Genomic DNA, 23,200 nt, shown 5'->3' on the forward strand with positions numbered 1-23,200 from the left:
CCAATCACTCAAAAATGAGTTTGGATTGTAATGACTATTCTCTGCGGCACTCTACCTTGCGCGTTGCGAGTGCGCCGTCATCACCAACACTCACTTCAAAGCAAGTACCGTTTGGTGATTTCAATATTGTACTTTCTGCATGCGCTTCAAGTGCATCGACTCTCGCGTCTAAGGTTTTTACAGCATTTATGAGTGGTACGGTGAGCTTACTGTAATCAATGCCAAGAACCGTACCATCCGCATTGAATGTCACTACCTCGGGAATAACAGGTGCTACATCTTCAGCCACAAGACCGAGATGCTTGATGCGCGCCGGATCCTTGATATAGCGGAAACTAATTGGCTGGAGTTGGAGTATTTCATTGATACCGTATGTAGTTGGAGCAATGTCCTCTTTACTTGCGCGATTACTCGTCTGTGTCACAACAGCAGCGGTCAAATTGCCATAGACGCCAGGAACCCCGCTACCAATATGCACGCCCGCACCGCCGCCAAACCAGTTCAAATAAGTACCCCTTGTCCCAGCAGTAACAAGATTACCGGCCGCATTGAATTTCATGGCGTCGATATGTAGGTTTCCATTCACGGCACCTGAATGCCAAATGCGACCAAAATGCTTGTTGAGTTGCGACGAGTCACCTTCAGACGGTGCTGCTACCATAATTGCAGCGCCAGCTCCTTGGCTATCGCCGAATTCAAATCTGCGACCACCCGACCCCTTTCCGAGACGCATATATGCCTCATTATCTCCAGAATTATGAAACTGGATCCAAGCTTGTTTATTGAGAGGGCCTGCAGTCCATTCGGCGAGAGAAAGAGTTGGCTCTTGGAGACCGTTATACTGTGTTGCGGTATCTTTATTGACCTGCAATGTACCATTACTATTGATACGAACTATACCGGGAGTTACGGCGGCTGCTTTATCTTCTATCTGAAGGCGAGCATATGATCCGCCGCTATCTGGATACTCCCAAACCTCAAAAGCGTTAGCATTTACCCCTGGATAGGTCGCGGTATTCACATCATTTGCAGTGGTGAAAAGACGCCATGTATATCCGAGCGTGGAAACACAGCCCGCACACCCGCCCGTAGGCCCCTTGGTATTGAGCTGAGCAAACGAAAATGCACCGGCGCCTGTACGAGAAACTGTGAGGTAGCCATGCGTTGTAAGATTGCTATTAACATCGAACGAGCCTTCTTTGACCTGTGCGCTTGGGCCGACATTGAGTGGAGCTTCTGGATTGCCACCTGTGGGTGCCGCTGTTGGATCAGACCATGCAGCAAGCGTGGTAAGCCCAGCTATCGCAACCCCGCCGATGACAAAACCGGCAGAATACCATGCTATTTTCTTTGCGACTCCTGATATGTTGTTGAAAAAATCTTTTGTAATCATAGAATTGTTAAAAATAAAATAAAAAATAAGCAACCTTTAGGGTTTTGATAAAGTCCTCTCATAGAGTCTTTGCGATGTGCGCATATCAACATCAAGCTTTGATGTTGATGGCTGAACCATATCTTTTTCTTCACGCAATGACTGCATATCACGCATCTGCTCTTGCAAGATCTCATCGGGGAGATCGACAAGCCCCCGCTCTTTGCGGATACGCATCTCCTCTGATAGATCGGGCAAGTTTCCGCGCATAAAGTCGTGCACAAGGCGCGGGGTACTGTCATACCAAGTCCATGCCATCGTGACGATAATCGCGATAAGCACGAGAATGGCAAAATCTTTGAACGGAAATCGTTCAAGCGCCTTACGGCTTTTTTTACTAAGCCCAACCCAGTGCTGTCTTTTGCCAGAAAGCATATAGTCTTAGTATAGAACTATAAAAGCTAAACGCTTGTGTATAAGTATCAAAAAATCTTTATTGTGCAGGCCGATATGCCGGACGCGTATACTTGTTTGATGGATCCCAACTCATCCACGACTTCAAACCCGAATCATAGATAGCTTTTTTCTGCGCTTGGATCTCAGCAACGCCGTACTGGACCCCATGTAAATCAAAATCTTGTATCCATGGGCGAAGTTTTTTGGGATCTTCACCCATTTTCTCAAGGCGAAACTTTGCTCGCTCCATTGACGCGAAGATAACCTCGTATGGATGCAGTGACGGATTCTTAAAGTCTTGAAAACCCGCATCATAGTGCGATGGATACACCATAGGAGCTATATAATCAAAATGTGGCGCTATTTTTTCAAGTATTTGCCCAATACCGAGATCATCTTCGGACCATGTGGTGAGCCCGAAGACATCGGCTGATATAGGCACGGGCAAGTCTTTGAGCTCACTGCGCAAATATTTAAAGAAATCTTCAAGTACATCTGACTTCTCGCGCGTACCTGAGTGCGAAAATACCGCGCGCGAGAGCGCGCCGTCTGACGGATAGCGGATATAATCAAAATTAATCTCGTCAAAGCCCACTTGTTCTGACTCGCGCGCGATACGCACCACCAAATCCCAATAGGACTTGGCGCCCACATCGACAAATGGCAACCCCTTGCGGTCCTTCCAAATACCACCGCCGATATCGCCGACAGCTATTTCCGGCATTTTTTTGACGATATGTGGGTCTTGAAATACCGCAACGCGTCCGATGACATAGATATTGTATCCGTGGAGCTCGCGAATCAGTGCGCGAATGTCAGGTATGCGTTTTTCTGCCCATTCGAGGCGTTTTAATTCTTTGTCAGAGACTTCAAAAGCAATTTTACCGGTGGCATCCTTGATATCAATTATAATGCTATTGATCTCAGAACCATTGGTCACAAAATGTATGATATCGTTACGAATCGACGGCGTACCCGCCACCCAACTCGACATATAGATAGCACGCACCGCCTCGGGCGGCTTGATGTGCACGGGCGGCTCATGTTTGGGGGCAAGCGCCTCGCCTATTGAAATATTTTCTACCGATGCGGCGACGATATCGCGGTCATACACTGAACTAATACTTGACTGGGTACTAATAAAAAAACCAGCGGCCACTAGTGCCGCGACGCCCAGCGTAGGCACCGTGTATTTAGGCTGGGAAAAGCGATGAGAGCGGAGTTTGTGGATCATGCAGCGCTTCTTTTTGTGCTGAAATATTTTTTTGTGTCTCGATAAGTTTTGATACTACCATCTTATCCTGAAAACGATTAATAAGGATAGCCCCTTTGAGCACATTGTTACCTATAAAAAGCCGTTCGTAGCTCATGCCGTCATCCCATACGCGCGAAATAGTCTCCCAACCCTCACGCGGCTCCGTGATACCGACAAAAGTGATCTGCAGCCCAAGATTGGTTATTGAATAGGTCGGCACCGCATCAAACGCAGTGCGTTCAGTAGATGTATGCGCGGTCATATTGAGGCCCACGCATTTGCCCTGCAAAAACGCATTCGTCCAATTACCTACCAACCGATCCTCGCCAAACCGAATATCGCGATATTCGGCCACATCACCCGCCGCCCAAATACTCGCAATAGATGATTCTAAGAATTCATTGACCACAATGCCACGATTAGTATGCACACCGGTACCTTGAAATGATAGTGTATTGCGTTCAACTCCCACTCCGTATCCAATCCACGCAGTAGGGATATCGAACCCACCCGAAAGGCTGACGGTAAAGCCTTTGTCGGTAAATCCTGCCTTATGAATTTCAGTCTCGGGATAGAGCATGATACCGTGCCTGCCAAAATTTGATTCCAGTACCCCCCACCCCTGTGAATCAAGCTGATTGCCAAAACATTGCTTGTCGCGTAAAAGCACATGTGCTTTGTATCCGCGCGCAAACGCCGTCTCGATAAACTCAAGCCCGATAAACCCGCCGCCCACAATCATGGCGTTCTTACCCTTTGGCGCAGGATCAGCCGCTATAAATGTATGAAAACGATCAGCATCCTCAATAGTCTGGAGACGAAAGGTATAATCCTCAATACCTACGGCAAATGGTGCGCGCCGCGGCGTACCGCCAGTAGCGATCAAAATTTTGATACCCGAAATTATGGCACCGTCGCTCGTATGAATCTCACGCTTTGCCGCTTCAAACCCTATAACAGAAAGGCCACCAAAAAAATCAATGCCGTGTTTGGTATAGTCCGCGAGTGTACGCAAAAAAACTTTCTCGCGCGGAATTTTGTCACGAATATAACCAGGCAAGAGTACGCGTGAATAGAGATGGTCAGTTTCGAGTGAGATGAGTGCTATCGTACCCTGTGAATCACGCGAACGGATCGTCTCCGCGGCAGTCGTACCCGCGATACCGCCGCCGATGATTACATAGTCATATGCCGGATTTTTCGGCATATTATTGTTCTTTCGTTTCGCGAAGTGACCAAAGTGCCAATACTACGATAAGCCCGCCAAGTGTACCCAACAAAAGCTTTTGAGTAGAGCCGGGGCGAACGGGTAAAAAGGGTACGAGCGCTACCCACGCACCCAAAAAGGCAATGACAAGATATTTTCGCATATCGCTAGCTTATCACCGAAAAAGCAAAACAAAAAGTATCGCGATCCCTGCCTGCGAAGTGATACCGAGCATCGGACGATCATCAAGCCGGATATCGGTATGGATCCATCGGTGAAATCTGTCATGCCAAACAAGTAATTTTTGCGGCCAAAATTTTGAAGCGCCCACCAGTAAGTCGGGTAGCACCGCACCAAACGCACCCGCGCCAATCACCAACCATGAACCGCTAAAAAATAAAAAAGAGAGTACTATGCCCGCTGTCAGGTCAAGCACGATCCATCTGACATCATTCAACAGGGCTCGTGAAAATTGTATAGGCGCACTGCCCGGCACACGCAATGATATTTCTTTTACCTTTGGCACATGATAATGCCAATGCGGGATCATATCAAAAAGATAATGACTCAACACGCCCACCGCAAGCGCGCCACCAACACTCGCCGCCGTATGCACGAGCGCGCTACCAACTACCGCATGAGTTACTAAAATCATATTTTCTCTATAATCCCAATATTATCCACGCTTCGCAAGCGTTTCGCGCACAATGCGTGCGACTTCACTCACTGTTTGATCGAGCTGGCCGTCAATATTGGTAACGACCGTACTAAACTCATGAGCCAATTCAATCTCACGCTTGATTTCTTTGGCGCGTCGCTCGAGCTCTTCGGGTGAAGTGGATGATTTTCGTTCCGCAAGACGCTTTTTAAGATCATTAATATTCCCCGGCTTGATAAAGATCACTTGCATGCCAGACACTTTTTCAAAATAAGTATGGGCGCCACGCACATCGAGCAATACAAATACAAATGGATGCTTAGCGCGCAAATCCTCAAGGCGTACTTTGCTCGATCCATATAAATTGCCGTAGGTTTCCACCCATTCGATAAATTCGTCAGCTTTTGCTGCGCGCTCAAACTCGCTTCTTTCCATAAACCAATAGTCTTTACCGTGCTCTTCACCCTGACGCATGGGGCGTGTGGTGGTCGTGATCATATGGCCTGCCTCGGGAAAAAGCTTGACCAATGCAGATACAACGGCAGTTTTGCCGGTCGCTGACGGACCCGTGATAACAAAAAGAGGGCTCACTTTTTTCTCCCCACGACCGAGATAAGCCCGAGAGTCACGAGAGTAGTCAGCGACATAAGCGGGATAGTGATATAGTCAAACGCAAAAACAAAACGCTTTGCACACGATACCGCATCTACGCCACATTCAAAAAACGGACTGCCTCCGTATTGAATATACGAATGATAAAGCGCGATCACGCCACCGATGATTGAGAGCGCCAGCGTATAGTCAAAAATATTTTTATCTTTGCGCCAAAGCGCGATAGCAAACAAAATCATCTGCGGGTAAATAAAAACGCGCTGCCACCAGCATAGAGAACATGGCTCGTATCCTACAATATCAGAATAATATATACTCCCCGCAAACGCGCCTACAGCGACCAAAAAACCAAACGCCAATGCATGATGCTTCAAAAATCCAAGCAATGCTCGTGGCCACGGCGCACGCTGAGAAAACAGGGCGGCGACTACCACCACAATAAAAATCTGCATACCCACGGTTGCGAGCGCAAGCGCGTTGGTCATCATCAGCGTTGTTTGGGTCATTGAGTCTTGGGAAGTTCGCAACCGGTCTTTCGCCCGAGTACTACCAAATCAAGCTCGCCTGATTCACGCGAGCCGTCAGCAAATGTCCATGTAGGATATCCTGTGATATCCTTTTCGCGACAGACATCAAGCTGACCCTTGCCGTCCGCGGTCGAGCACTCAACATACGGCAATAGTTTTTCCGATGAGCCAAACATCGCTTTTTGATTCTGACAATGCGGACACCAAAACGCGCCGTAAAACACTGCGCCCTTGTCTTTGAGACATTGAGTAAACCCATCGAGCATGGACGGAGCCGAAGAGATCGGCGCGGGGCTCCCCTGCATCACATACCAAATACCGCCAATAGCAATAAGAGCGACAGCGACACTTATGATTGTAGATTGCTTCTTCATACTGCTATTCAATCACTCTACATATATTCGAGCAAGCCCTCATACGGTACCGTACCAAAAAGCTGATACATTAAAATAGTAAAACGCGCAAGGTTATCAGACAGCATCAAGATACCGAGCACTATCAACAACACTCCGCCCGCATATGAGACCCGACGCAAGTATTTTTCAAAGTGCGCAATATACTGGGCAGCTGATCCAAAAAAGAAAGCGACAATCATAAATGGCAACCCGAGCCCTAGAGAAAATATTGCTAGATAATATGCGCCCTCAAGCGGATTCGCAGTAGTTGCGGCAAAGGTGAGAACTCCACCCAAGATGGGTCCCACGCAAGGTGTCCAGCCGAGCGCAAACGATGCGCCAAACAAAAACGAAGCGAGAGCGCCCCCTGGCCGGAGTGAGGCAAATCGAAACCGTCTCTCACTTTGCAGGCCGCGAAAAAACGGAGCACTGGGGATGACCATCGAAAGCCCGAAAAAAATCACAAACGCTCCACCCAACCGTATGAGCACCTTGCGCCACGGCACCAGTGCCCCACCCACCACGCCCACCAAAAGCCCGAGCGTGATAAACACTACCGCAAAGCCGAGTCCATACAAAAAACCATTCCAGAGTACACGAAGGCGAATGGATTTACGCAGTTTTGGATCTGCAAAATCACTCGCTGACGCACCACTGATAAACCCAAGATACGCGGGTAAGAGCGGTAGCGTACACGGAGCCAAAAACATCAACACGCCAGCGACAAAAGCCCAAAGCGTCGAGGGATTATCCATAGAGAATCAAAATTTACTGCTGGTAGCGAAACATCCGCCAATCGTCATCGTTTGAGATTCCATCTTGCCCACAGGGTCTATCAGAAAACCATGGGATTTCTTTTTTGATATCATGCTCGATATCAAACATCATGCGATGCATCGGCTGATACTGGCCGCGAAACATCGCGTACGCCGTAATGCCAAGTACAACAATGGTGAGAGCAAGACCTGCCATAACGCCCGCCGCACCACGAGTTTTAACCAATGAAAGCCCGAGAAAAATAAACACAACTGGCCATAGTTGCGTCCAATGTATACCACCATATGCAGGCAAAAAACCTGCCGCCCGCGCAAAATATACCAATCCGGCGAAAACCAGCAGAAGCCCCAAAAAAATCTTTCCGAGATTAATACTTTTGTGATGATCCTGACCTTCCATACTAGTCGCGTGATTTGATAATCCAAAAACCAACGAGTACAAGTCCGAGGGGCCACACCATATGCCACCTGAACCAAACGGACGGAAATACTTGATGCAACAATGCGACCAACCCAATACCGATCAAAACGGCACCGATCATATTTCGTCCGCGCGAGCGTGGAGTGTGCGTACCAATATCATGAAAAGCTTCTTTTACTTTTTCAGCGGCTTCTTCTACAAACTCGCTCGCCTTCTCGCCCGTATCAACACGAGCATGAGCACCACCTTCTTTTGATGGGATAATAAGCGCCAAAATGATATAGGCAAAAACGCCCATACCGCCCATACTAAATACCACAAACGCGATACGGACGAGCACAGGATCGACATCAAAATATTCTGCGATACCGCCACAAACGCCCGCCAAAATGCGGTCATCTGCCGACCTATAGAGTTTACGATGAGTAGTCATGACTTTACTCTACTACTTTTTGCCTTTTGCGCAAAGTGATTTAGCAATCCACCGTTCAAGCTCGTCTCGGTCATCCATCACCTCTGCAGGTAATTCCCAGTACGACATCGTGACATCTTTTTTGTCTTTAGTCGAATACCGAAACGGCTGTGAGCTCGCCTTTTCAAAGTCTGCGCGATTAGTATCATTTACTTTAAAATACAAACGGCCATCGGCAATCAACGCAAAGAAAACACCATCTTTATAAATTCCCCACCCGCCGAACATTCCGCGTGATGAAATGCCCGCGATGCCCGCAAACACCTCACGCATCACATACTCATGAAATCCCTTGTCACGCGGCATATACTTTCTATACTAGCATTATGAATACAAAAACTCTTTTTGCGGTTATCGGAGGGGTCGTGGTAGTGGGTGCTGTAATCTTTCTTTTTAAAGGCCCCGGCGGCAATATGCCAGGCGGAGGTGATCATATGATGAGCCAAAAAACATCACTCAAGGCGCTCTTGGCAGTCAACTCGCCACAAAAATGTACCTTTACCAACAAAGTAGAAAACTCGGATTCGTCTGGTACCGTATATGTTATGCGTGGTCGTATGCGTGGTGACTTTACATCAGTGGCCGCAGGCAAGATTGAAAACAGCCATATGATTGTCGAAAATGACAAGAGCTATGTCTGGTCCGAATCAATGGCACAAGGTATGATGATGAACTTCGCAGATTTCGATAAACCGGAAAACAAGCAACAAGGTACTACTGATGTAAACAAAGAAGTTGATTACTCGTGTAGCGCGTGGTCACCCGATGAGGGCGTATTCCAGCGCCCCGCCAATGTGGAGTTTGTAGATCTCAAAGCCATGATGGGTGATGGTATGATGCAAGGTGGCATGATGGACAAGCAACCGACTGGAGGCGCGCCTACTGGCGGCGCAGACATCAAAGCGATGCAATGCAAATCATGCGATGGTCTGCAAGAACCGGCGAAGACACAATGTAAGACAGCACTCGCCTGCTAGCGGCCACCGAAACCTTCGCCACCTCCACTATCTCGTCTACGAAAACGGCTTTGGGAACTTGGGCGACTTCTGTTTGCAAACGGACTCGGCGAGCGAGGTGTGCGCCTACGCACATTACCGCGTGGTGGGAATGGTTTGCTCTCGTCATAGTTTGGCTTGTTGTCCGCACGAGGTCGGTCAGGTGGAAGTTCGGGTAGTGGCAAGCGATCCAAATTTTTGCGGATCAAGCGCTCGATATCACGGATATCGCGCTGTTCCTCGGGCAACGCAAATGAGATAGCTCTGCCTGATGCGCCAGCGCGCGCGGTGCGACCAATACGGTGCACATAATCAGCGGCGGTTGATGGAAGATCATAGTTGATGACAAGTTCAATACCAGTGACATCAATGCCACGCGCGGCGATATCAGTCGCGACCAGTACTTTGTATTTTCCCGATTTGAAACCTTCGAGCGCTTCTCGGCGCTGACCGAGCGTACGGTTTGAATGAATCTCCGCGGCGCTATGACCCATGGTACGCACCGCACGCATCACGCGTGATGCGCCATGTTTGGTGCGCGTAAAGACCAGCGTTGAGGTATGATACTCGGTCAAAATTTTCTCGAGCAAACGGTTTTTGGAATCTTTTCTGACGATAAACAATTCTTGCATCACGCGCTCGGAGGTCGTGCCTTGTGGGGCAATCTCAATACGCACAGGCAACTTCATCGTAGATGACGCGATCTTCATGATTTCTGGCGAGAGTGTGGCTGAAAAAAGCATGGTTTGTTTTTCTTGGGGCAACATTTTGAGGATGCGCTGAATCTGCGGCAAAAAGCCCATATCGAGCATACGATCTGCCTCGTCGAGTACCAGCATATGTACATTGGAGAGTGAAAGTGTTTTTTGCTCCAAATGATCATTGAGGCGTCCGGGAGTTGCTACAATCACATGCGGATTGCGCCTAATGGCTTGGATCTGCGGACCGATTGACGCGCCACCGATAAGTACGGCTGTACGAAGCCCGAGCGATTTGCCAACGGTATGCAAAACCTCATCTACCTGCAATGCGAGTTCACGCGTGGGAAGGAGCACCAACCCTCTACCCTTTGACTGCGCAAGTCGTTGCACCATTGGAATACCAAACGCAAGCGTTTTACCGGTACCCGTCTGTGCGATACCGACGACATCTTTACCTTCAACGCCCACAGGAATTGCTTGGCGCTGGATCGGCGTAGGAGTGATAAATTTTAATTTTTCTAAAATCTGCAAAAGCCCTGGCGCAATGCCAAGACCGTAAAAACCTTCGGAAGAATTTTGTTGTGTCATTTATATATAGTCTAGCACGCTTATTTCTTGCGTGCGCGGATACGGTCGGCTTCCGTCAAATACATCTTGCGGATGCGTGTGCTAATAGGCGTGATCTCAAGATATTCGTCTTCGGCCATCACTTCCAAACCGCGCTCGATGGTAATCTCTTGTGGAGGAGTTAGATCAATCGCATCGTCAGACGATTTTGATCGCATGTTGGTCAATTGCTTGCCTTTGGTAGGATTCACCATCATCTCTTCACCCTTAGCGGTGTTACCGATAACCATACCTTCATATACTTCGGTGCTCGGACCAATATAGAGCGTGCCTCGGTCCTGCAAATTCCAAAGCGCAAACCCCAGCGCCTTGCCCGTAGTCATCGAGATCATAGAGCCGACAGCGCGTTTTTTGATCTCGCCGGCATGTTCACGAAATTCTACAAAGCGCGAAGCCAAAATACCTTCACCCTTGGTATCGACGACAAACGAGCTGCGATATCCCAAAAGACCGCGCGTAGGTCCTTCAAAAATCATACGAACCGTCTCGCCTTCCATGCGCAAATCTTTCATGACAAATTTGCGAAGCCCGAGCTTTTCGATGACAGAGCCCTGAAATTCAGTAGGTACATCTGCTACTACTTCCTCAAATGGTTCGAATTTTTTACCACCCTGCTCGCGGATGATAACTTGTGGTTGTGATACCTGAAGCTCGTAGCCTGCGCGACGCATATTTTCGAGCAAGATTGCTACATGCAATTCACCTCGGCCAAACACGCGATAACTATCAGCAGCAGAAAAATCAATACGCAAACCCACATTGACCTCAAGCTCACGCTCAAGATACTCACGGATTTGTCGTGAAGTCACAAACTTACCTTCGCGACCCGCGAGCGGTGAACTATTTACCAAAAAGTTGAGCGCGATAGTTGGCTCGTCAACCGCGATTGCCGGCAAGGGTTCGGCATCAGCGCTCTCGGCGACCGTCTCACCGATATCAATATCAGCAAATCCGGCGACCAACGCGATATCTCCTGCAGAAACACTCTCGGCCTCAACGCGGTCAAGTCCTTTGAATGTAAAAAGTTTGGTTACCTTGCCTGCGCGTGTCTCGCCAGTAGGTTTTTTGATAAATACCTGCTTGCCTACTGACACGGTGCCTTCGTAAATACGAGTGACAGCAAGACGCCCCAAAAAATTATCGTACGCGAGGTTAAACGGCTGGAGGCGAAGCGGCAATGCTGCGCGCTCGGCAGATGACGCAACAGCTACATGCGAGATGATAGTCTCGAGCAGTGGCGTGAGATCTTTTGATTCGTCAGTGAGTTTTTTCTTGGCGATACCCTCTCTGCCGATCGCGTACACTACGGGGAAATCTGCCTGCGCATCTGACGCGCCAAGCTCCAAAAAGAGTTCGAGTACCTGCTCTTCGCATCTATCAGGATCAGCGGCGGGTTTATCAATCTTGTTGATGATGACAATCGGCTTGAGACCGAGTTCGAGTGATTTTTTGAGTACAAAACGAGTTTGAGGCATAGGGCCTTCTTGCGCGTCGACAACCAGCAATACCGAGTCAATCGAGCGAAGCACGCGCTCTACTTCAGAACCAAAATCTGCGTGACCAGGCGTGTCTACTATATTGATCTTCGTATCATTCCAAAAAATAGCCGTGTTTTTAGCATAGATGGTAATACCGCGCTCAAGCTCCAGCGCGTTTGAATCCATCGAGATGCCTTCGGCGACAACACCTGTTTGACGCATCAAAGCATCGGTCAAGGTAGTCTTGCCGTGGTCCACATGCGCGATAATTGCAATATTTCTGATGTCCATAAAAAAAATCTCGCCCCGCGAGACGTGTATATAAAATACACGAAAAGTGCCGGGAAGTCAAATGATACTATTGAGCACGACATCTGTTATACTATCAGTGATGCACAAGACAGATTCACAATTGGTTAGTGAATATATCGTGGGCGATGATGCCGCGCTCGAAGTACTTGTCGCGCGTCATCTTACACTCACCTATCGCTTTGTCTATAAAATGACCGGCAACGCACAAGACGCCGAAGATATCACCCAAGAGACATTTATCAAAGCATGGCGTGCACTCAAAACTTTTGACCAACATAAAAACTTTACTACATGGCTTCTCACTATCGCCAAACGAACGGCGATTGATATGCTTCGCAAAAAGCGTGGGCTTTCGTTTGCAGATTTCCAAGATGATGACGGGGCCAACCGTCTTATCGATATGCTCGCTGCCGATTCCCGCTCGCCACTCGCCGAGGCTGAAGGTATCGAGGTTCGCGCGGCCGCAGAAAATCTCTCCGATCCCTATCGCGAGATTATCTCACTTCACTACGATGACGGCCTTTCCCTCGAAGAGATTAGTATGCGACTTGAAAAGCCCGCCAACACTATCAAAAGCCAGCATCGCCGAGCGCTCATAGCTCTTCGTAAACTGCTCCATATATAGAAGATATAAAGAGATACCAAAGACGTGCACCCTAATGCGCGTCTTTTACGTATAAGGAGATATGGACCAAAACCCTTGGCACGCAAGTCCCCCGCCACATCTTTCGGGCTCCATCGTCAAAAACATCAAGCGTGAGGCGCGACGTAAAGCCGCTCTCACCATGAGTTTGTATAGTACGGTCGCACTTGGCGCACTTGGCGCCTTCATTCCTGCATATTCATATATGAGCTCAGAGATAGCACGCACAGGTTTTTCTGAGTTTCTCTATCTTATGTATTCAGATAGCACACTCGTCATAATCAACTGGCAAGAAATGGTTTTTACTATTCTTGAATCGCTCCCCATCGTCGGCATGGTGGTGATCCTTACTCTTGCGTTGACACTTTTGGCGTCGCTCCGCATGATCGCGCGCACATCACGCGGCAAAATGCGCATAAAAACTATTTAATCTATGAACATCGAAGAAATCGTTCAGTCAAAAATATTTACTGGCATCCTCTCTGGTATCGCTATCACGATCGTAGCGCTTCTTATTTTCCAGGCAGGCATCATGGTCGGACACCGCAAGGCAGCTTACTCATACCACTTTGGTGAAACTTACTACCGCACCTTCGGTAGATCAGGAGATGCCGTGCGCGATGCATTTCCAGGCGAACTTGCGGGCGGCCATGGAGCGGTAGGACGCATTATTAAACTCGAACCACCCACTATCGTTGTGGAGGGTCCTGACAACATCGAGAAGATTATCACAATCGGCGACCAAACAATCATCAAACGCTTTCGCGACACCATCACAGTAAACGACCTCAAACTTGAAGATCATATTATCGTAATCGGTGAGCCTTATGACACGGGCACTATCAACGCCCGACTCATACGCGTCATGCCCGGTGATATGCCACCACCTTTTCTTATTAAGCTAAAAGAACAATAATCATATGCTCAATCGCATCAAATATGTTGTGCGCAAACTATGTGTCCTTGCCAAGACACACAAAAAAATCAGTATCGCGCTTTCAGCTTTTCTTGTACTTGGTGGGTATTGGATATACTCCTCGCTCACCTCTGGCGATGAAGCAACGCACTATATCCTTGCATCCGCAGAAAAGCAAACAATCATCTCAACCGTCACGGGTAGCGGACAGGTATCTGCATCAAACCAAATCGATCTCAAGCCGAAAGCGTCGGGCAACGTGGTCTATATGGGAGTTACCGCAGGAGCACAGGTAAAAACGGGTGCACTCATAGCGCAACTCGACGCGCGTGATGCACAAAAAGCGGTGCGCGACGCAGAAGTGAATCTTGAGAGTGCAAAACTCTCGCTTGAAAAACTACAAAAACCAGCTGATACGCTTTCTACCATACAAGCAGAAAATACACTTGCACGCGCCAAGGAGTCGAGACAGCAGGCTGAAGATGATCTGGTAAAAGCCTTTGAAGACGGGTTTAATGATGTCGCTGACGCATTTCTTGATCTTCCTGACATTATGACGGGCCTACAAGAAATATTCTATAATCAAACAGCGGGCCTCGGCAACAGCGGGCAAAACAACATCTCCTACTATACTGATAAGACAAAGCAGTACAATGAAAAAGCGATAGACTTTAAAACAGATCTAGAAACAAAATTCCAAATAGCACGCGAAGCATACGATGCCAACTTCCAAAATTATAAGCTAGTCACGCGCTCATCAGACAAAGAAGCCATAGAAAAAATAATTGCGGAGACCTATGAGACGGCGAAAACTATCGCGGAAGCTACCAAAAGCGGCAACAACCTCATCCAACTCTATCGAGATGAGCTCACAATACGCAATGTCGTCCCCGCATCAGTCTCCACCACCCATCTCGCAAACCTCAACACCTATACTGGCAAAATAAATACTCACCTTTCGGGCTTGCTGGCTGCGAAAAAGGCTATCACTGACAGCCGCGATACTATTCTCAATGCTGACCGCTCAATCCAGGAAAATACCGAGTCGCTCGCAAAACTCCGAGCCGGCGCCGATGCGCTCGATCTCAAATCAGCCGAACTCACCGTGCAACAGCGCCAGAATGCGCTCGTCGATGCCAAAGAAAAACTTGCTGATTATTTTATACGCGCGCCGTTCGATGGCACGGTTGCAAAGCTCAATATCAAAAAGGCAGATTCGGTTACCAGCGGCACTGCTGTTGCGACATTTATCACCAAACAGCAGCTTGCCGAACTTTCACTCAACGAAGTCGACGTGGCAAAAATTAAAATAGGACAAAAGGCGACTCTCACATTTGACGCTATTGAAGGATTGGAAATTTCTGGCTCGGTAGTCGAGATTGATACTGTTGGAACCGTCACACAGGGTGTAGTCACCTACAACATCAAAATTGGCTTTGATACCCAAGATGATCGTATTAAACCTGGTATGAGTACGAGCGCATCCATTATCACCGACGTACGCCAAGACGTAATCGCAGTACCGTCAGCTGCCGTTAAATCACAAGGCAACGTTTCTTATGTAGAGATTCTCGAGAGTACAGCATCAGCTGAAGAGATTATCGCGGGGATTACTTCATCAGTAGCGCCGCGCCAACAACAGGTGGAAGTAGGCATCTCGAGCGACACCATGACAGAGATACGTTCTGGTATCGATGTAGGTATCAAGGTCGTCACGCGCATGGTCACCGACACAACCGCTACTACCCAGCAAGCACCAAGCTTGATTGGTGGCGGCAGTGGCGGTGTACGCATCCCCCGCTAAACCTATGATTGAAGTCCGTAATATTTCAAAAACCTACAGCACCGGCGCCATCGATTTTCAAGCGCTCAGAGGTGTAAGTTTTGATATTCAGGACGGTGAATTTGTCGCCATTATGGGCCCGTCGGGTTCGGGTAAATCGACACTCATGCATATTTTGGGCGCGCTCGACACACCCACCTCGGGAACCTACCGCCTTGATGACAAAGATGTCTCAACTCTTTCTGATGATGAGCTCGCGGATATTCGTAGAAATAAAATTGGCTTCGTCTTCCAATCGTTCAATCTCCTGCCTCGCGCGTCAGTGCTGCGCAATGTCGAGCTCCCCCTGGTTTACGCAGGTGTTGCGCCCGATGAGCGCAACCTGCGCGCAAACCAAGCACTCATTGCCTCGGGCCTTGATACCGAACATTTCCACCATCTCTCAAATCAGCTCTCGGGCGGACAGATTCAACGTGTTGCTATCGCACGCGCGCTTGTTAACAATCCTTCGCTCATCTTGGCCGATGAACCGACTGGCAATCTTGATTCAAAGACAGGCGAAATCGTCTTGAATGCGTTTCAAAAACTCAATCGCGAAAAACACTGCACCGTCGTTATTATCACTCACGAACAAGAGGTCGCCGAATATACTGACAGAATTTTATTTATGAAAGACGGAATGCTGGTGAGCGATAGCAAAACGCGCGTATCATAAAAAAAATCATGAAATCGGGCGACATTCTCAAAGAAACATATATAGCGCTATCAGCAAACAAGGCGCGCTCCGGCCTTACGGTTTTGGGTATTGTTATCGGCATCAGCTCGGTGATCGCTATGGTATCTATCGGCGCGGGCGCACAAAATTCAATCCAATCGAGTATCCAATCGATCGGATCGAACCTCATCATGATCATGCCCGGTGCACAACGTGGCCTTGGATCTCAAGTCAGTACTGGTAGAGGAGCTGCGCGTACACTCACCCAAGAAGATGCTGACGCGATACGCGAGCAGGTAAGCTTGGCACAGCGTGTCGCACCCGAACTCTCGGGTCGCTACCAAGTAACCGCAAAGGGTAAAAATACAAATACATCCGTTGTTGGCACTACAGCCGCATATCCCGACGTACGCAATATACAAATTGATACCGGCTCGTTTATATCCGACCAGCACGTTCGTAGTCTCTCAAAGGTTGCGGCGCTGGGGCCTACCGCGCGTGACGATCTTTTTGGCGAAGGAGTAGACCCTCTTGGGCAAACCATTCGCATTAAAAATATCGAGTTTAAAATCATTGGTGTCACTAAAACAAAGGGCGGGTCGGGATTTGGCAGCCAAGATGATATGATTTTTGTCCCCCTCTCAAGTGCCCAGCGTTTCTTGGCTGGAGATACTTATATATCAACCATCAGCGTACAAGCGGCCGATCCCGAATCAATGACGGAGATACAAACGCAAATTACTACACTACTGCTCGATCGCCATCATATTGATGACCCGCAACTCGCGGATTTCTCAACACTTAATCAAGCTGATATTGTATCGGCGGCATCAAGCGTGACACAAACGTTTACGATTCTCTTGGGTGCGGTTGCGGGTATTTCGCTTGTCGTCGGCGGTATTGGCATTATGAATATGATGCTCACCACTGTCACGGAGCGTACGCGTGAGATTGGGCTGCGCAAAGCAATCGGCGCCAAACGCCATGACATCAACCGCCAATTTCTCGCAGAAGCCGTAGCTCTCACATTCATCGGTGGACTGATAGGCGTAGCGCTTGGATGGAGTATATCCTACGGCATCAGTTATTTTGGCATCCTGCAGACAAAAGTTTCTGTATCGTCAGTTCTTCTGGCATTTGGGGTGTCTGCGGGTATTGGTATTGTCTTTGGCTATTATCCAGCGCGTCGAGCATCTCATTTGAACCCAATCGACGCGTTGCGATATGAGTAATTATTAAAAAGTCATTTATTATTAAAAGAAATCATTATATGAATAAAATCATTTCAGGAACAGTTATTGGAGGCATAGTACTTGTCACAGGAGCATACTGGGCGGGCGCACACTTTGGCATTCCGGGTAGCAACCGGGGAGCATTTTCTGACGGACAAGTGCGCACAATGCGCCTTCGCGATGGAAGCGGTGGGCGCATGATGGGTGGCGACTTCGCTACAGGAGAGATTATTGCCTCCGACGATAAGAGTATCACCATCAAACTTCCTACTGGCGGCTCAAAAATCATCTTCTTGACCGACCAAACACCGATCATGAAGAGCACTGCTAGCGCACGCACGGACATCACTGTCGGCACCAACGTCATGATTAATGGCAAACCAAACCAGGATGGTAGCTTGAGTGCCGAGTCGATACAGATTCGTCCCTTGCCGCCAGCACAAAAATCCGTAGAATAAACCATTATCCTTTCTTCTTGTGGGATTTTTGTTTTACCTCTATTTTGAGATTATTTGCGTCCGCGTAAGTACTTGAGCATCGTCTCTGCGTCACTGACCTCAAATGGATCGGTAGGACAGTTGTCGGTAAAACCGGCTTCGGCAAAGATTTCTTTGATCTCGCCGTCTTCGACATACATACTATACCTCCATGAGCGTTCGCCAAAGCCAAGATCATCTTTTTTGACAAGCATACCCATCTGTCGGGTAAACTCACCCGAACCATCGGGGATCAGTCTTACCTTTTCTGCTTTCTGATGCTTACCCCATTGGTTCATGACAAAAGCATCATTGACGCTCACGCAATAAACTTCATCAACGCCAAGTTGGCGAAATTCATCATATGATTTTTCATACCCGGGCAAGTGGGTCGCGGAACAAGTTGGCGTAAACGCGCCCGGCAATGAAAAGACTACTATCTTTTTGCCCTTGAACAATTCGTCAGAGGTGACATCTTGCCAGCGGTATGGATTGTCACCGCCTACTGACTCGTCGCGTACGCGAGTTTTAAAGATTACCTGTGGTACGCGTGTTGGTGTTTTTGGTGTGATTTCTGCCATATTTTTTTTGATAGCTTATAAAATACCGAGCGACATTAGTACAACGCATTATACATGAAAAAAAGTCTCGGGGCAATGATTATTTTTCTTTATGCACACGCGCCCAGCACCTGCAAGCTGTATACTAAATATAAAAGGTCTCTTTACTTCTCCAATATTATCAATCTTTTATATACCTCTATGACAAATATACAACGCGCGGAATGGGCTCTCCGCATCGGCGTCGCTGGCGAATTTATCGGCCATGGCGTATTTGCGCTCCAAGGCAAAAAGGACTGGATTGCTTGGTTTAAAGTTTTTGGCGTAGCTGACGCAAGTGTCGCCACGCAACTCCTCTTTCTTATCGGACTTATGGATATTGCACTCGGCATCGTGGTGCTCATCCGACCCATCAAACCACTTCTTTTGTGGATGGTATTTTGGGGCTTTTGGACGGCACTCTTGCGACCAATCGTGGGCCAACCCGTATGGGACTTTATCGAACGCTGGGCAAATTGGGGCGCGCCACTTGCCCTTTATTATTTAGCAAAGAAATAAAGCGCGTTAAAATAAAAAAAGCCCCTCAAAGGGGCTTTTTTATTCTGTTGTCTTACCGTCAAAGTGTTCTTCGCGCTCATCTGCTTTAGTGTGATGCACTGTGCCATCTTTGTGCTCAGGTGGTGAATAGATCGAGTAAAGTTTGAGCGAACCCATGCCTGTATTGATAACATTGTGCCGTGTACCCTTGGGGATGATTACAGCGTCATCTCCCTCTACCGCATGCTCGACACCGTCCAAAATCACCTTACCACTACCCTCTTCAAAGCGTATAAACTGATCGAGCTCGTGTACTTCTTCGCCGATCTCCTCGCCTGCCTGCAAGCACATGAGTACCAACTGGCTATGATGTGCTGTGTACAGTACGCGCCTGTAATCAGTATTTTCCAGCGTCGCCTTCTCAATATTTATTTTGTATCCCTTCATACATCCACAGTATACTACCACTATGACTATGCGAAATACTCTCACCCTGCGCTATTTTGCGCACAACCTCTCTATTGTGGTCGGCCTTGTGCTTATTTGGCGTGGCGTCTGGTATGTACTTGACGAACTCGATATACTCTTTTTCGGTGGCGGCCACGCCTATACGGCAATAGGCGGCATCATATTAGGTCTACTCATTCTCTATCTTCCTGACCGCGATCTAAAAGAAATTCAAAAGCTCTAGATAGCAATTCGCTTTTTAAAAAAAATGAGACCCTATACGGCTAGGGTCTCGGGCGGTTTAGGGCGAGCGGCATCTCGCGCAAGGCGCCTTTCCATCTCGCGTGCAATCGAGAGCGCACAGAGCACCCGCCGCAGATAGAAGTCGGCGGAATCATGCCTACCTTCAGGCGTTGGAATAGCATCCGCTATAGTGTTTTGGGGGTCGCGCATCTGGTACCACTTTTTCCTGCGGTGCTTTCTAGCCGCGTCATCCTCATCGAAGTTTTCTGCGATGTAGCGCCCCAAGTTGATCGCTGCAAACATCCTTGTCCAAGAAAGTATTGGACGCATTACTCCTCCACTCTTTGGCGAGTAGCAGTTACAAGTTCAAACGCAAACTACCACGCTCAAATGAAAAAGTCAAGAAATCTATTTAGCGAAAAGTTACCGTACCGCTATCAAACTTGAGATCCAAGATAAGCTCGCCGCGAGAGGTAAACTTATAGTGCGAAGTATCTCTGAGAAGCTTGATAAATTCGCTTTCTTGCGAGCCTTGGCAAGCTCTTTTTGTAGAAATGAGCGCGTTAAAAGTAATCGCACCATCGGCGCCCACCGCATAGTCGCCCCCCACTTGATTGCAGTCAGTGGTAGCGGCAAAACGCCCAAACTCAAGAAACTCGAGAGTAAAGGCTTCTTTCTGTTTTGGTTTTACTACGCGCTCATCATTGTACAGCGCCTCAACCCACACCCAAACTTTCATATTGAGCTTCATCACACTTGGGTCAGCCTCACCTTCAAACTCGGGTACAATCTCGCCAAAACTGTTTGACGCTACATCATACCTAAGGTGCAAGCTTTCACCCACGGTAGGTTCAGCGGTCATGGGCTCGCCACGCTCGCGATCAGCATAGTTTACGATCACATTGCCATTGCGATATTCAGTTGTTTGCGGAGCAATGCGATCACCGATCAACACACCCGAAGTACCGCGATATCCACTCACCTCCTTGATAGCACCTACGAGGTAATAAAAAGTACCTGATCCACCGGTATTGTGCGTGACCAAAAACGCCGTATCAGCATCACCGTCATTGTCCAAGTCTGCCTCAACCGCATTGCCAAAATATCGCGTAGTGATCATGGTGGCAGATCCGGGAGCTGCGGATACTTCTGATACGCCGTCTTTGAGCGTGACATACTGACCATCGATGAGATAGGTACTATTTTTATAATCAAAACTAAATGTTTCTTGCTTTGGCTTTCCGCGGTATATAAAGAGAAAAAGACCAACCACAAGCGCGAGAATAATGAACAATAACGCCGCCAACCATCCGTAAGATTTCTTTTGTTCCATATGCGCACCATACCACAAAAAAAAGCTGCCCGCCAAGGGCAGCTTTTTTAAAAACTATTAGAGCGATATTTACGCACCCATCGACATGCACTCCATGATCTCGACATATGCGCCCGGCATTTTGAGATGCGGACTGTCGGCCATGATTGCGGCTGCGGCATCTTGTGATTCTGCTTCCAAGAGTGAATATCCGCCGATTTCGTTTGAAACATCAGTCGTGCCAGTTGCGGCCACTCGCTTGTTTTTACCAAGTGGTGCACCAAGGTCAACAATTTCTTTATGTGACTTTGCCCATGTCATCCATACATCCATCTCAGCCTTCATATCTTCATGGGTTCTACCCTTCATCATCTCTGCCATTGCTGAAGCGGGCATCATATACAATGCTATAAACTTTTTCATATATATAATCTTTTTAATTAATAATGTCTCAATATTTTATTATACCTTTATTTCTATCGAAAAAGTAACAATATCATCTTTTGCTATATCCTCTTTTCTACGAATATCGGCTTTTAACGGCAAAAGATACGCGCCCGTTTTTTTGTCTGGAAATATTGAGGTTCTCCAGCTTGTTTTGCCGATAGCAACCTCGACCGGCAAACTCCCCCACCCGCGCGCCACGCCGCCAAATATTTTTTTGATCTGGCTCGATTGTTTTTTTGGAAGAGTTATAAAATGCCACGCACTAGGCCCGTGATAAAGCCATACCTTGGCCCGCATAGTAAATGTATTGTTTTGCATATCTCTCACAACATCCTCACATTCTTAAGTTTGTTGGTATGTCATTGCACAGCTTGAAATGATTTGAGAAATTGAACAAAGGTTTTGCCGTAGGGTGAGAGTGAGTGTTCTACAAATTTGCCACGATAGGTCTTGTTGATGAGTCCTGCCAGATGCAGACGCCGCGTGTGCTCGCCGATTGTCTTTCCGTTTGCCTCGAGTTCGTCAACGATGCCATCGAGAGTCACACCGTCGCGTTTTGCGATCAAAAGTAATATCGCAATACGATAATGATTGGCGATCCCCTTCAAGTGCCGTTCCATCTGCTTTGGTGATTTCATCTTTGCCATACATTCATGATAAACGATATACCAACATTCTCAAGTTTGTTGGCCTGTTGTGTTGTGTAAAGATTAAATGGGACCGTCCAACCTCCATACTTAAAACCGCCCGATACATCTTCCTCCGGCCCTCCTGGCGCCTGCATCACACCGTCTAACGTCACAAATTCAATTACAATTATTTTTCTCATGATGATATTTTATTATAAATTGACTTCTTTAAATTCGAGCTGGGCCTTACCTTCTTTTTTGCCGGGTTGTTGAAAGTTTATGAGCAAACCTTGCTTGATCTTGAGACGCCTCATATAGTTTCTGATCTGTGTATCTTCTGCGACTCCGAGCTCGCTCGATACCGCCTTTAATTCAACGAGCACCCTTTCTTTGCCGATATGCGCAATCAAATCCAAATACCCCTCGCCTACATAATGCCCTTTGTACAAAAGCTCTACTACTTTTTGTGAATCATACCTGATCTTTGCAGAACGAAGCCCGACCTGCATGGCCTTGTCATACACCGACTCGGTGAACCCCGACCCCAGCACCTTATAAACATCTTTTGCTATTGCTTTGATTTTTGATATATTTTTGTTCATTATAAAATACTCGAATATTCAGAATAATTTTCTTTGATCAATCTTTTCCAATTCGTGGTTTCGTTTCCGCCGCCTAAATCATTTTTATGATATACGAGTAGAACACGAACTTTGCTTTCATCTCTATGAATCGCGATGATACATCTATTGCCCGAGCCGTGACGAGACTCTTGGATGCCAGCGATCTTAAATTCAGTTTTACAAATCTTTATGCTCCTGTCACCTGAAACATATATGGTCTCTGCAATACTTTTCTCAAACAACAAATCAACATAGGTAAACTCAAGCATTAAACCTTTTAGCGTTCGATCCCATGCGCCCTTATACTTCTTAGCAAAAGTTCGGATGAAATGCCTTTCAGTGAAAGACCTAAAAACAACATCGTACTTCATGG

General features: G+C 47.6%; 33 protein-coding genes and 1 pseudogene. 10 read left to right on the top strand and 24 right to left on the bottom strand.

The features are described 5' to 3' along the window. Window positions 1-34: 34 nt before the first annotated feature. The 13 genes from AAB417_03335 to AAB417_03395 are packed head-to-tail and all read right to left on the bottom strand — an operon-like array spanning window position 35 to window position 8,457. A complete protein-coding gene (locus tag AAB417_03335; GenBank protein MEK7631032.1) occupies window positions 35-1,393 on the bottom strand; it encodes a tail fiber domain-containing protein in 1,359 nt (452 codons plus the stop codon). A gap of 36 nt (window positions 1,394-1,429) precedes the next feature. After that, the gene (locus AAB417_03340) at window positions 1,430-1,807 is read right to left on the bottom strand and encodes a hypothetical protein (GenBank protein MEK7631033.1); all 378 of its coding nucleotides are present in this window, start codon (window positions 1,805-1,807) and stop codon (window positions 1,430-1,432) included. A gap of 58 nt (window positions 1,808-1,865) precedes the next feature. After that, on the bottom strand, window positions 1,866-3,062 hold the full coding sequence (locus AAB417_03345) for a putative glycoside hydrolase (protein MEK7631034.1): 1,197 nt from the start codon (window positions 3,060-3,062) through the stop codon (window positions 1,866-1,868). Then, window positions 3,022-4,290 (bottom strand): FAD-dependent oxidoreductase, encoded by a 1,269-nt coding sequence (locus AAB417_03350; protein MEK7631035.1) that lies wholly within the window; start codon window positions 4,288-4,290, stop codon window positions 3,022-3,024. Before AAB417_03350 ends, AAB417_03345 begins: the two co-directional genes overlap by 41 nt. 1 nt (window position 4,291) lies before the next feature. Next, entirely contained in the window at window positions 4,292-4,453 is a 162-nt protein-coding gene (locus AAB417_03355) for a hypothetical protein (protein ID MEK7631036.1), read from the bottom strand. 12 nt (window positions 4,454-4,465) lie between these two features. Beyond that, window positions 4,466-4,945, bottom strand: a complete 480-nt coding sequence (locus AAB417_03360) for a hypothetical protein (GenBank protein ID MEK7631037.1) — start codon at window positions 4,943-4,945, stop codon at window positions 4,466-4,468. A gap of 21 nt (window positions 4,946-4,966) precedes the next feature. Next, complete coding sequence (locus tag AAB417_03365) at window positions 4,967-5,539, bottom strand: hypothetical protein (protein ID MEK7631038.1); 573 nt, start codon at window positions 5,537-5,539, stop codon at window positions 4,967-4,969. Continuing rightward, a complete protein-coding gene (locus AAB417_03370) occupies window positions 5,536-6,066 on the bottom strand; it encodes a disulfide bond formation protein B (protein ID MEK7631039.1) in 531 nt (176 codons plus the stop codon). The genes AAB417_03365 and AAB417_03370 overlap by 4 nt, the downstream gene beginning before the upstream one ends. Next, complete coding sequence (locus AAB417_03375; protein ID MEK7631040.1) at window positions 6,063-6,461, bottom strand: thioredoxin domain-containing protein; 399 nt, start codon at window positions 6,459-6,461, stop codon at window positions 6,063-6,065. The genes AAB417_03370 and AAB417_03375 overlap by 4 nt, the downstream gene beginning before the upstream one ends. Window positions 6,462-6,478: 17 nt before the next feature. Further along, window positions 6,479-7,237 (bottom strand): cytochrome c biogenesis protein CcdA, encoded by a 759-nt coding sequence (locus AAB417_03380; protein ID MEK7631041.1) that lies wholly within the window; start codon window positions 7,235-7,237, stop codon window positions 6,479-6,481. Window positions 7,238-7,250: 13 nt separating this feature from the next. Continuing rightward, window positions 7,251-7,658 carry a DUF5668 domain-containing protein gene (locus AAB417_03385; protein ID MEK7631042.1) on the bottom strand — a complete coding sequence of 136 codons (408 nt, stop codon included), beginning with the start codon at window positions 7,656-7,658 and terminating at the stop codon, window positions 7,251-7,253. Window position 7,659: 1 nt separating this feature from the next. Next, the gene (locus AAB417_03390) at window positions 7,660-8,112 is read right to left on the bottom strand and encodes a PspC domain-containing protein (protein MEK7631043.1); all 453 of its coding nucleotides are present in this window, start codon (window positions 8,110-8,112) and stop codon (window positions 7,660-7,662) included. Between the two features lie 12 nt (window positions 8,113-8,124). After that, window positions 8,125-8,457 (bottom strand): TfoX/Sxy family protein, encoded by a 333-nt coding sequence (locus tag AAB417_03395; protein ID MEK7631044.1) that lies wholly within the window; start codon window positions 8,455-8,457, stop codon window positions 8,125-8,127. Window positions 8,458-8,477: 20 nt separating this feature from the next. On the opposite strand from AAB417_03395, the gene AAB417_03400 reads away from it, so the two are divergent. Beyond that, the gene (locus AAB417_03400; GenBank protein ID MEK7631045.1) at window positions 8,478-9,128 is read left to right on the top strand and encodes a hypothetical protein; all 651 of its coding nucleotides are present in this window, start codon (window positions 8,478-8,480) and stop codon (window positions 9,126-9,128) included. Here AAB417_03400 and AAB417_03405 read toward each other — a convergent pair. Together AAB417_03405 and typA are read right to left on the bottom strand one after the other, a co-directional pair. After that, entirely contained in the window at window positions 9,125-10,435 is a 1,311-nt protein-coding gene (locus AAB417_03405) for a DEAD/DEAH box helicase (GenBank protein MEK7631046.1), read from the bottom strand. The two genes, AAB417_03400 and AAB417_03405, sit on opposite strands and share 4 nt — an antisense overlap. 20 nt (window positions 10,436-10,455) lie before the next feature. Beyond that, a complete protein-coding gene (typA, locus tag AAB417_03410) occupies window positions 10,456-12,243 on the bottom strand; it encodes a translational GTPase TypA (protein ID MEK7631047.1) in 1,788 nt (595 codons plus the stop codon). 100 nt (window positions 12,244-12,343) lie between these two features. Between typA and AAB417_03415 the strand changes: the two genes are divergently transcribed. The 7 genes from AAB417_03415 to AAB417_03445 all read left to right on the top strand — a co-directional run bounded on the left by AAB417_03415 (window position 12,344) and on the right by AAB417_03445 (window position 18,011). Further along, a complete protein-coding gene (locus AAB417_03415) occupies window positions 12,344-12,889 on the top strand; it encodes an RNA polymerase sigma factor (GenBank protein MEK7631048.1) in 546 nt (181 codons plus the stop codon). A gap of 61 nt (window positions 12,890-12,950) precedes the next feature. Continuing rightward, complete coding sequence (locus tag AAB417_03420) at window positions 12,951-13,337, top strand: hypothetical protein (protein ID MEK7631049.1); 387 nt, start codon at window positions 12,951-12,953, stop codon at window positions 13,335-13,337. 3 nt (window positions 13,338-13,340) lie between these two features. Further along, complete coding sequence (locus tag AAB417_03425; protein MEK7631050.1) at window positions 13,341-13,823, top strand: hypothetical protein; 483 nt, start codon at window positions 13,341-13,343, stop codon at window positions 13,821-13,823. A 4-nt stretch (window positions 13,824-13,827) separates the two neighbouring features. Then, a complete protein-coding gene (locus AAB417_03430) occupies window positions 13,828-15,627 on the top strand; it encodes an efflux RND transporter periplasmic adaptor subunit (protein ID MEK7631051.1) in 1,800 nt (599 codons plus the stop codon). A gap of 4 nt (window positions 15,628-15,631) precedes the next feature. After that, window positions 15,632-16,321 (top strand): ABC transporter ATP-binding protein, encoded by a 690-nt coding sequence (locus AAB417_03435; protein MEK7631052.1) that lies wholly within the window; start codon window positions 15,632-15,634, stop codon window positions 16,319-16,321. Window positions 16,322-16,329: 8 nt separating this feature from the next. Then, on the top strand, window positions 16,330-17,553 hold the full coding sequence (locus tag AAB417_03440; GenBank protein MEK7631053.1) for an ABC transporter permease: 1,224 nt from the start codon (window positions 16,330-16,332) through the stop codon (window positions 17,551-17,553). Between the two features lie 38 nt (window positions 17,554-17,591). Beyond that, a complete protein-coding gene (locus AAB417_03445) occupies window positions 17,592-18,011 on the top strand; it encodes a DUF5666 domain-containing protein (GenBank protein ID MEK7631054.1) in 420 nt (139 codons plus the stop codon). Between the two features lie 50 nt (window positions 18,012-18,061). Here AAB417_03445 and AAB417_03450 read toward each other — a convergent pair whose 3' ends face one another. Further along, complete coding sequence (locus AAB417_03450; GenBank protein MEK7631055.1) at window positions 18,062-18,610, bottom strand: peroxiredoxin; 549 nt, start codon at window positions 18,608-18,610, stop codon at window positions 18,062-18,064. Between the two features lie 180 nt (window positions 18,611-18,790). Here AAB417_03450 and AAB417_03455 point away from each other — a divergent pair, with 180 nt between their 5' ends. Further along, the gene (locus tag AAB417_03455; GenBank protein ID MEK7631056.1) at window positions 18,791-19,147 is read left to right on the top strand and encodes a hypothetical protein; all 357 of its coding nucleotides are present in this window, start codon (window positions 18,791-18,793) and stop codon (window positions 19,145-19,147) included. A 39-nt stretch (window positions 19,148-19,186) separates the two neighbouring features. Here the strand turns inward: AAB417_03455 and AAB417_03460 are convergent, their stop codons facing one another. Next, window positions 19,187-19,573, bottom strand: coding sequence for a cupin domain-containing protein (locus AAB417_03460; GenBank protein ID MEK7631057.1), 387 nt, complete (start codon window positions 19,571-19,573; stop codon window positions 19,187-19,189). A 22-nt stretch (window positions 19,574-19,595) separates the two neighbouring features. On the opposite strand from AAB417_03460, the gene AAB417_03465 reads away from it, so the two are divergent. Further along, complete coding sequence (locus AAB417_03465; protein MEK7631058.1) at window positions 19,596-19,817, top strand: hypothetical protein; 222 nt, start codon at window positions 19,596-19,598, stop codon at window positions 19,815-19,817. Window positions 19,818-20,228: 411 nt separating this feature from the next. Here AAB417_03465 and AAB417_03470 read toward each other — a convergent pair whose 3' ends face one another. The 7 genes and pseudogenes from AAB417_03470 to AAB417_03500 form a co-directional block, all read right to left on the bottom strand. Further along, window positions 20,229-21,149: an META domain-containing protein gene (locus AAB417_03470; protein ID MEK7631059.1), complete on the bottom strand. Its 921-nt coding sequence runs from the start codon at window positions 21,147-21,149 to the stop codon at window positions 20,229-20,231. A 69-nt stretch (window positions 21,150-21,218) separates the two neighbouring features. Beyond that, entirely contained in the window at window positions 21,219-21,551 is a 333-nt protein-coding gene (locus AAB417_03475) for a hypothetical protein (GenBank protein ID MEK7631060.1), read from the bottom strand. A gap of 39 nt (window positions 21,552-21,590) precedes the next feature. Continuing rightward, window positions 21,591-21,893, bottom strand: coding sequence for a DUF1905 domain-containing protein (locus AAB417_03480; protein ID MEK7631061.1), 303 nt, complete (start codon window positions 21,891-21,893; stop codon window positions 21,591-21,593). A gap of 41 nt (window positions 21,894-21,934) precedes the next feature. Further along, window positions 21,935-22,222, bottom strand: a complete 288-nt coding sequence (locus AAB417_03485) for a hypothetical protein (GenBank protein ID MEK7631062.1) — start codon at window positions 22,220-22,222, stop codon at window positions 21,935-21,937. A 65-nt stretch (window positions 22,223-22,287) separates the two neighbouring features. Then, window positions 22,288-22,404 (bottom strand): annotated as a pseudogene (locus tag AAB417_03490) (dihydrofolate reductase). Between the two features lie 12 nt (window positions 22,405-22,416). Continuing rightward, window positions 22,417-22,806: a GxxExxY protein gene (locus tag AAB417_03495; protein ID MEK7631063.1), complete on the bottom strand. Its 390-nt coding sequence runs from the start codon at window positions 22,804-22,806 to the stop codon at window positions 22,417-22,419. Beyond that, window positions 22,806-23,198: a hypothetical protein gene (locus AAB417_03500; GenBank protein MEK7631064.1), complete on the bottom strand. Its 393-nt coding sequence runs from the start codon at window positions 23,196-23,198 to the stop codon at window positions 22,806-22,808. The genes AAB417_03495 and AAB417_03500 overlap by 1 nt, the downstream gene beginning before the upstream one ends. Between the last annotated feature and the right edge of the window lie 2 nt (window positions 23,199-23,200).

Source organism: Patescibacteria group bacterium (assembly GCA_038064855.1).
Classification (GTDB): Bacteria; Patescibacteriota; Minisyncoccia; order Ryanbacterales; family GWA2-47-10b; genus SICQ01.

Coding starts and splice junctions, on each gene's coding strand:
- AAB417_03335 (MEK7631032.1), bottom strand. CDS start 1,393: ATGATTACAAAAGATTTTTTCAACAACATATCAGGAGTCGCAAAGAAA.
- AAB417_03340 (MEK7631033.1), bottom strand. CDS start 1,807: ATGCTTTCTGGCAAAAGACAGCACTGGGTTGGGCTTAGTAAAAAAAGC.
- AAB417_03345 (MEK7631034.1), bottom strand. CDS start 3,062: ATGATCCACAAACTCCGCTCTCATCGCTTTTCCCAGCCTAAATACACG.
- AAB417_03350 (MEK7631035.1), bottom strand. CDS start 4,290: ATGCCGAAAAATCCGGCATATGACTATGTAATCATCGGCGGCGGTATC.
- AAB417_03355 (MEK7631036.1), bottom strand. CDS start 4,453: ATGCGAAAATATCTTGTCATTGCCTTTTTGGGTGCGTGGGTAGCGCTC.
- AAB417_03360 (MEK7631037.1), bottom strand. CDS start 4,945: ATGATTTTAGTAACTCATGCGGTAGTTGGTAGCGCGCTCGTGCATACG.
- AAB417_03370 (MEK7631039.1), bottom strand. CDS start 6,066: ATGACCCAAACAACGCTGATGATGACCAACGCGCTTGCGCTCGCAACC.
- AAB417_03375 (MEK7631040.1), bottom strand. CDS start 6,461: ATGAAGAAGCAATCTACAATCATAAGTGTCGCTGTCGCTCTTATTGCT.
- AAB417_03380 (MEK7631041.1), bottom strand. CDS start 7,237: ATGGATAATCCCTCGACGCTTTGGGCTTTTGTCGCTGGCGTGTTGATG.
- AAB417_03385 (MEK7631042.1), bottom strand. CDS start 7,658: ATGGAAGGTCAGGATCATCACAAAAGTATTAATCTCGGAAAGATTTTT.
- AAB417_03390 (MEK7631043.1), bottom strand. CDS start 8,112: ATGACTACTCATCGTAAACTCTATAGGTCGGCAGATGACCGCATTTTG.
- AAB417_03395 (MEK7631044.1), bottom strand. CDS start 8,457: ATGCCGCGTGACAAGGGATTTCATGAGTATGTGATGCGTGAGGTGTTT.
- AAB417_03400 (MEK7631045.1), top strand. CDS start 8,478: ATGAATACAAAAACTCTTTTTGCGGTTATCGGAGGGGTCGTGGTAGTG.
- AAB417_03405 (MEK7631046.1), bottom strand. CDS start 10,435: ATGACACAACAAAATTCTTCCGAAGGTTTTTACGGTCTTGGCATTGCG.
- typA (MEK7631047.1), bottom strand. CDS start 12,243: ATGGACATCAGAAATATTGCAATTATCGCGCATGTGGACCACGGCAAG.
- AAB417_03415 (MEK7631048.1), top strand. CDS start 12,344: ATGCACAAGACAGATTCACAATTGGTTAGTGAATATATCGTGGGCGAT.
- AAB417_03420 (MEK7631049.1), top strand. CDS start 12,951: ATGGACCAAAACCCTTGGCACGCAAGTCCCCCGCCACATCTTTCGGGC.
- AAB417_03425 (MEK7631050.1), top strand. CDS start 13,341: ATGAACATCGAAGAAATCGTTCAGTCAAAAATATTTACTGGCATCCTC.
- AAB417_03430 (MEK7631051.1), top strand. CDS start 13,828: ATGCTCAATCGCATCAAATATGTTGTGCGCAAACTATGTGTCCTTGCC.
- AAB417_03435 (MEK7631052.1), top strand. CDS start 15,632: ATGATTGAAGTCCGTAATATTTCAAAAACCTACAGCACCGGCGCCATC.
- AAB417_03440 (MEK7631053.1), top strand. CDS start 16,330: ATGAAATCGGGCGACATTCTCAAAGAAACATATATAGCGCTATCAGCA.
- AAB417_03445 (MEK7631054.1), top strand. CDS start 17,592: ATGAATAAAATCATTTCAGGAACAGTTATTGGAGGCATAGTACTTGTC.
- AAB417_03450 (MEK7631055.1), bottom strand. CDS start 18,610: ATGGCAGAAATCACACCAAAAACACCAACACGCGTACCACAGGTAATC.
- AAB417_03455 (MEK7631056.1), top strand. CDS start 18,791: ATGACAAATATACAACGCGCGGAATGGGCTCTCCGCATCGGCGTCGCT.
- AAB417_03460 (MEK7631057.1), bottom strand. CDS start 19,573: ATGAAGGGATACAAAATAAATATTGAGAAGGCGACGCTGGAAAATACT.
- AAB417_03465 (MEK7631058.1), top strand. CDS start 19,596: ATGACTATGCGAAATACTCTCACCCTGCGCTATTTTGCGCACAACCTC.
- AAB417_03470 (MEK7631059.1), bottom strand. CDS start 21,149: ATGGAACAAAAGAAATCTTACGGATGGTTGGCGGCGTTATTGTTCATT.
- AAB417_03475 (MEK7631060.1), bottom strand. CDS start 21,551: ATGAAAAAGTTTATAGCATTGTATATGATGCCCGCTTCAGCAATGGCA.
- AAB417_03480 (MEK7631061.1), bottom strand. CDS start 21,893: ATGCAAAACAATACATTTACTATGCGGGCCAAGGTATGGCTTTATCAC.
- AAB417_03485 (MEK7631062.1), bottom strand. CDS start 22,222: ATGGCAAAGATGAAATCACCAAAGCAGATGGAACGGCACTTGAAGGGG.
- AAB417_03495 (MEK7631063.1), bottom strand. CDS start 22,806: ATGAACAAAAATATATCAAAAATCAAAGCAATAGCAAAAGATGTTTAT.
- AAB417_03500 (MEK7631064.1), bottom strand. CDS start 23,198: ATGAAGTACGATGTTGTTTTTAGGTCTTTCACTGAAAGGCATTTCATC.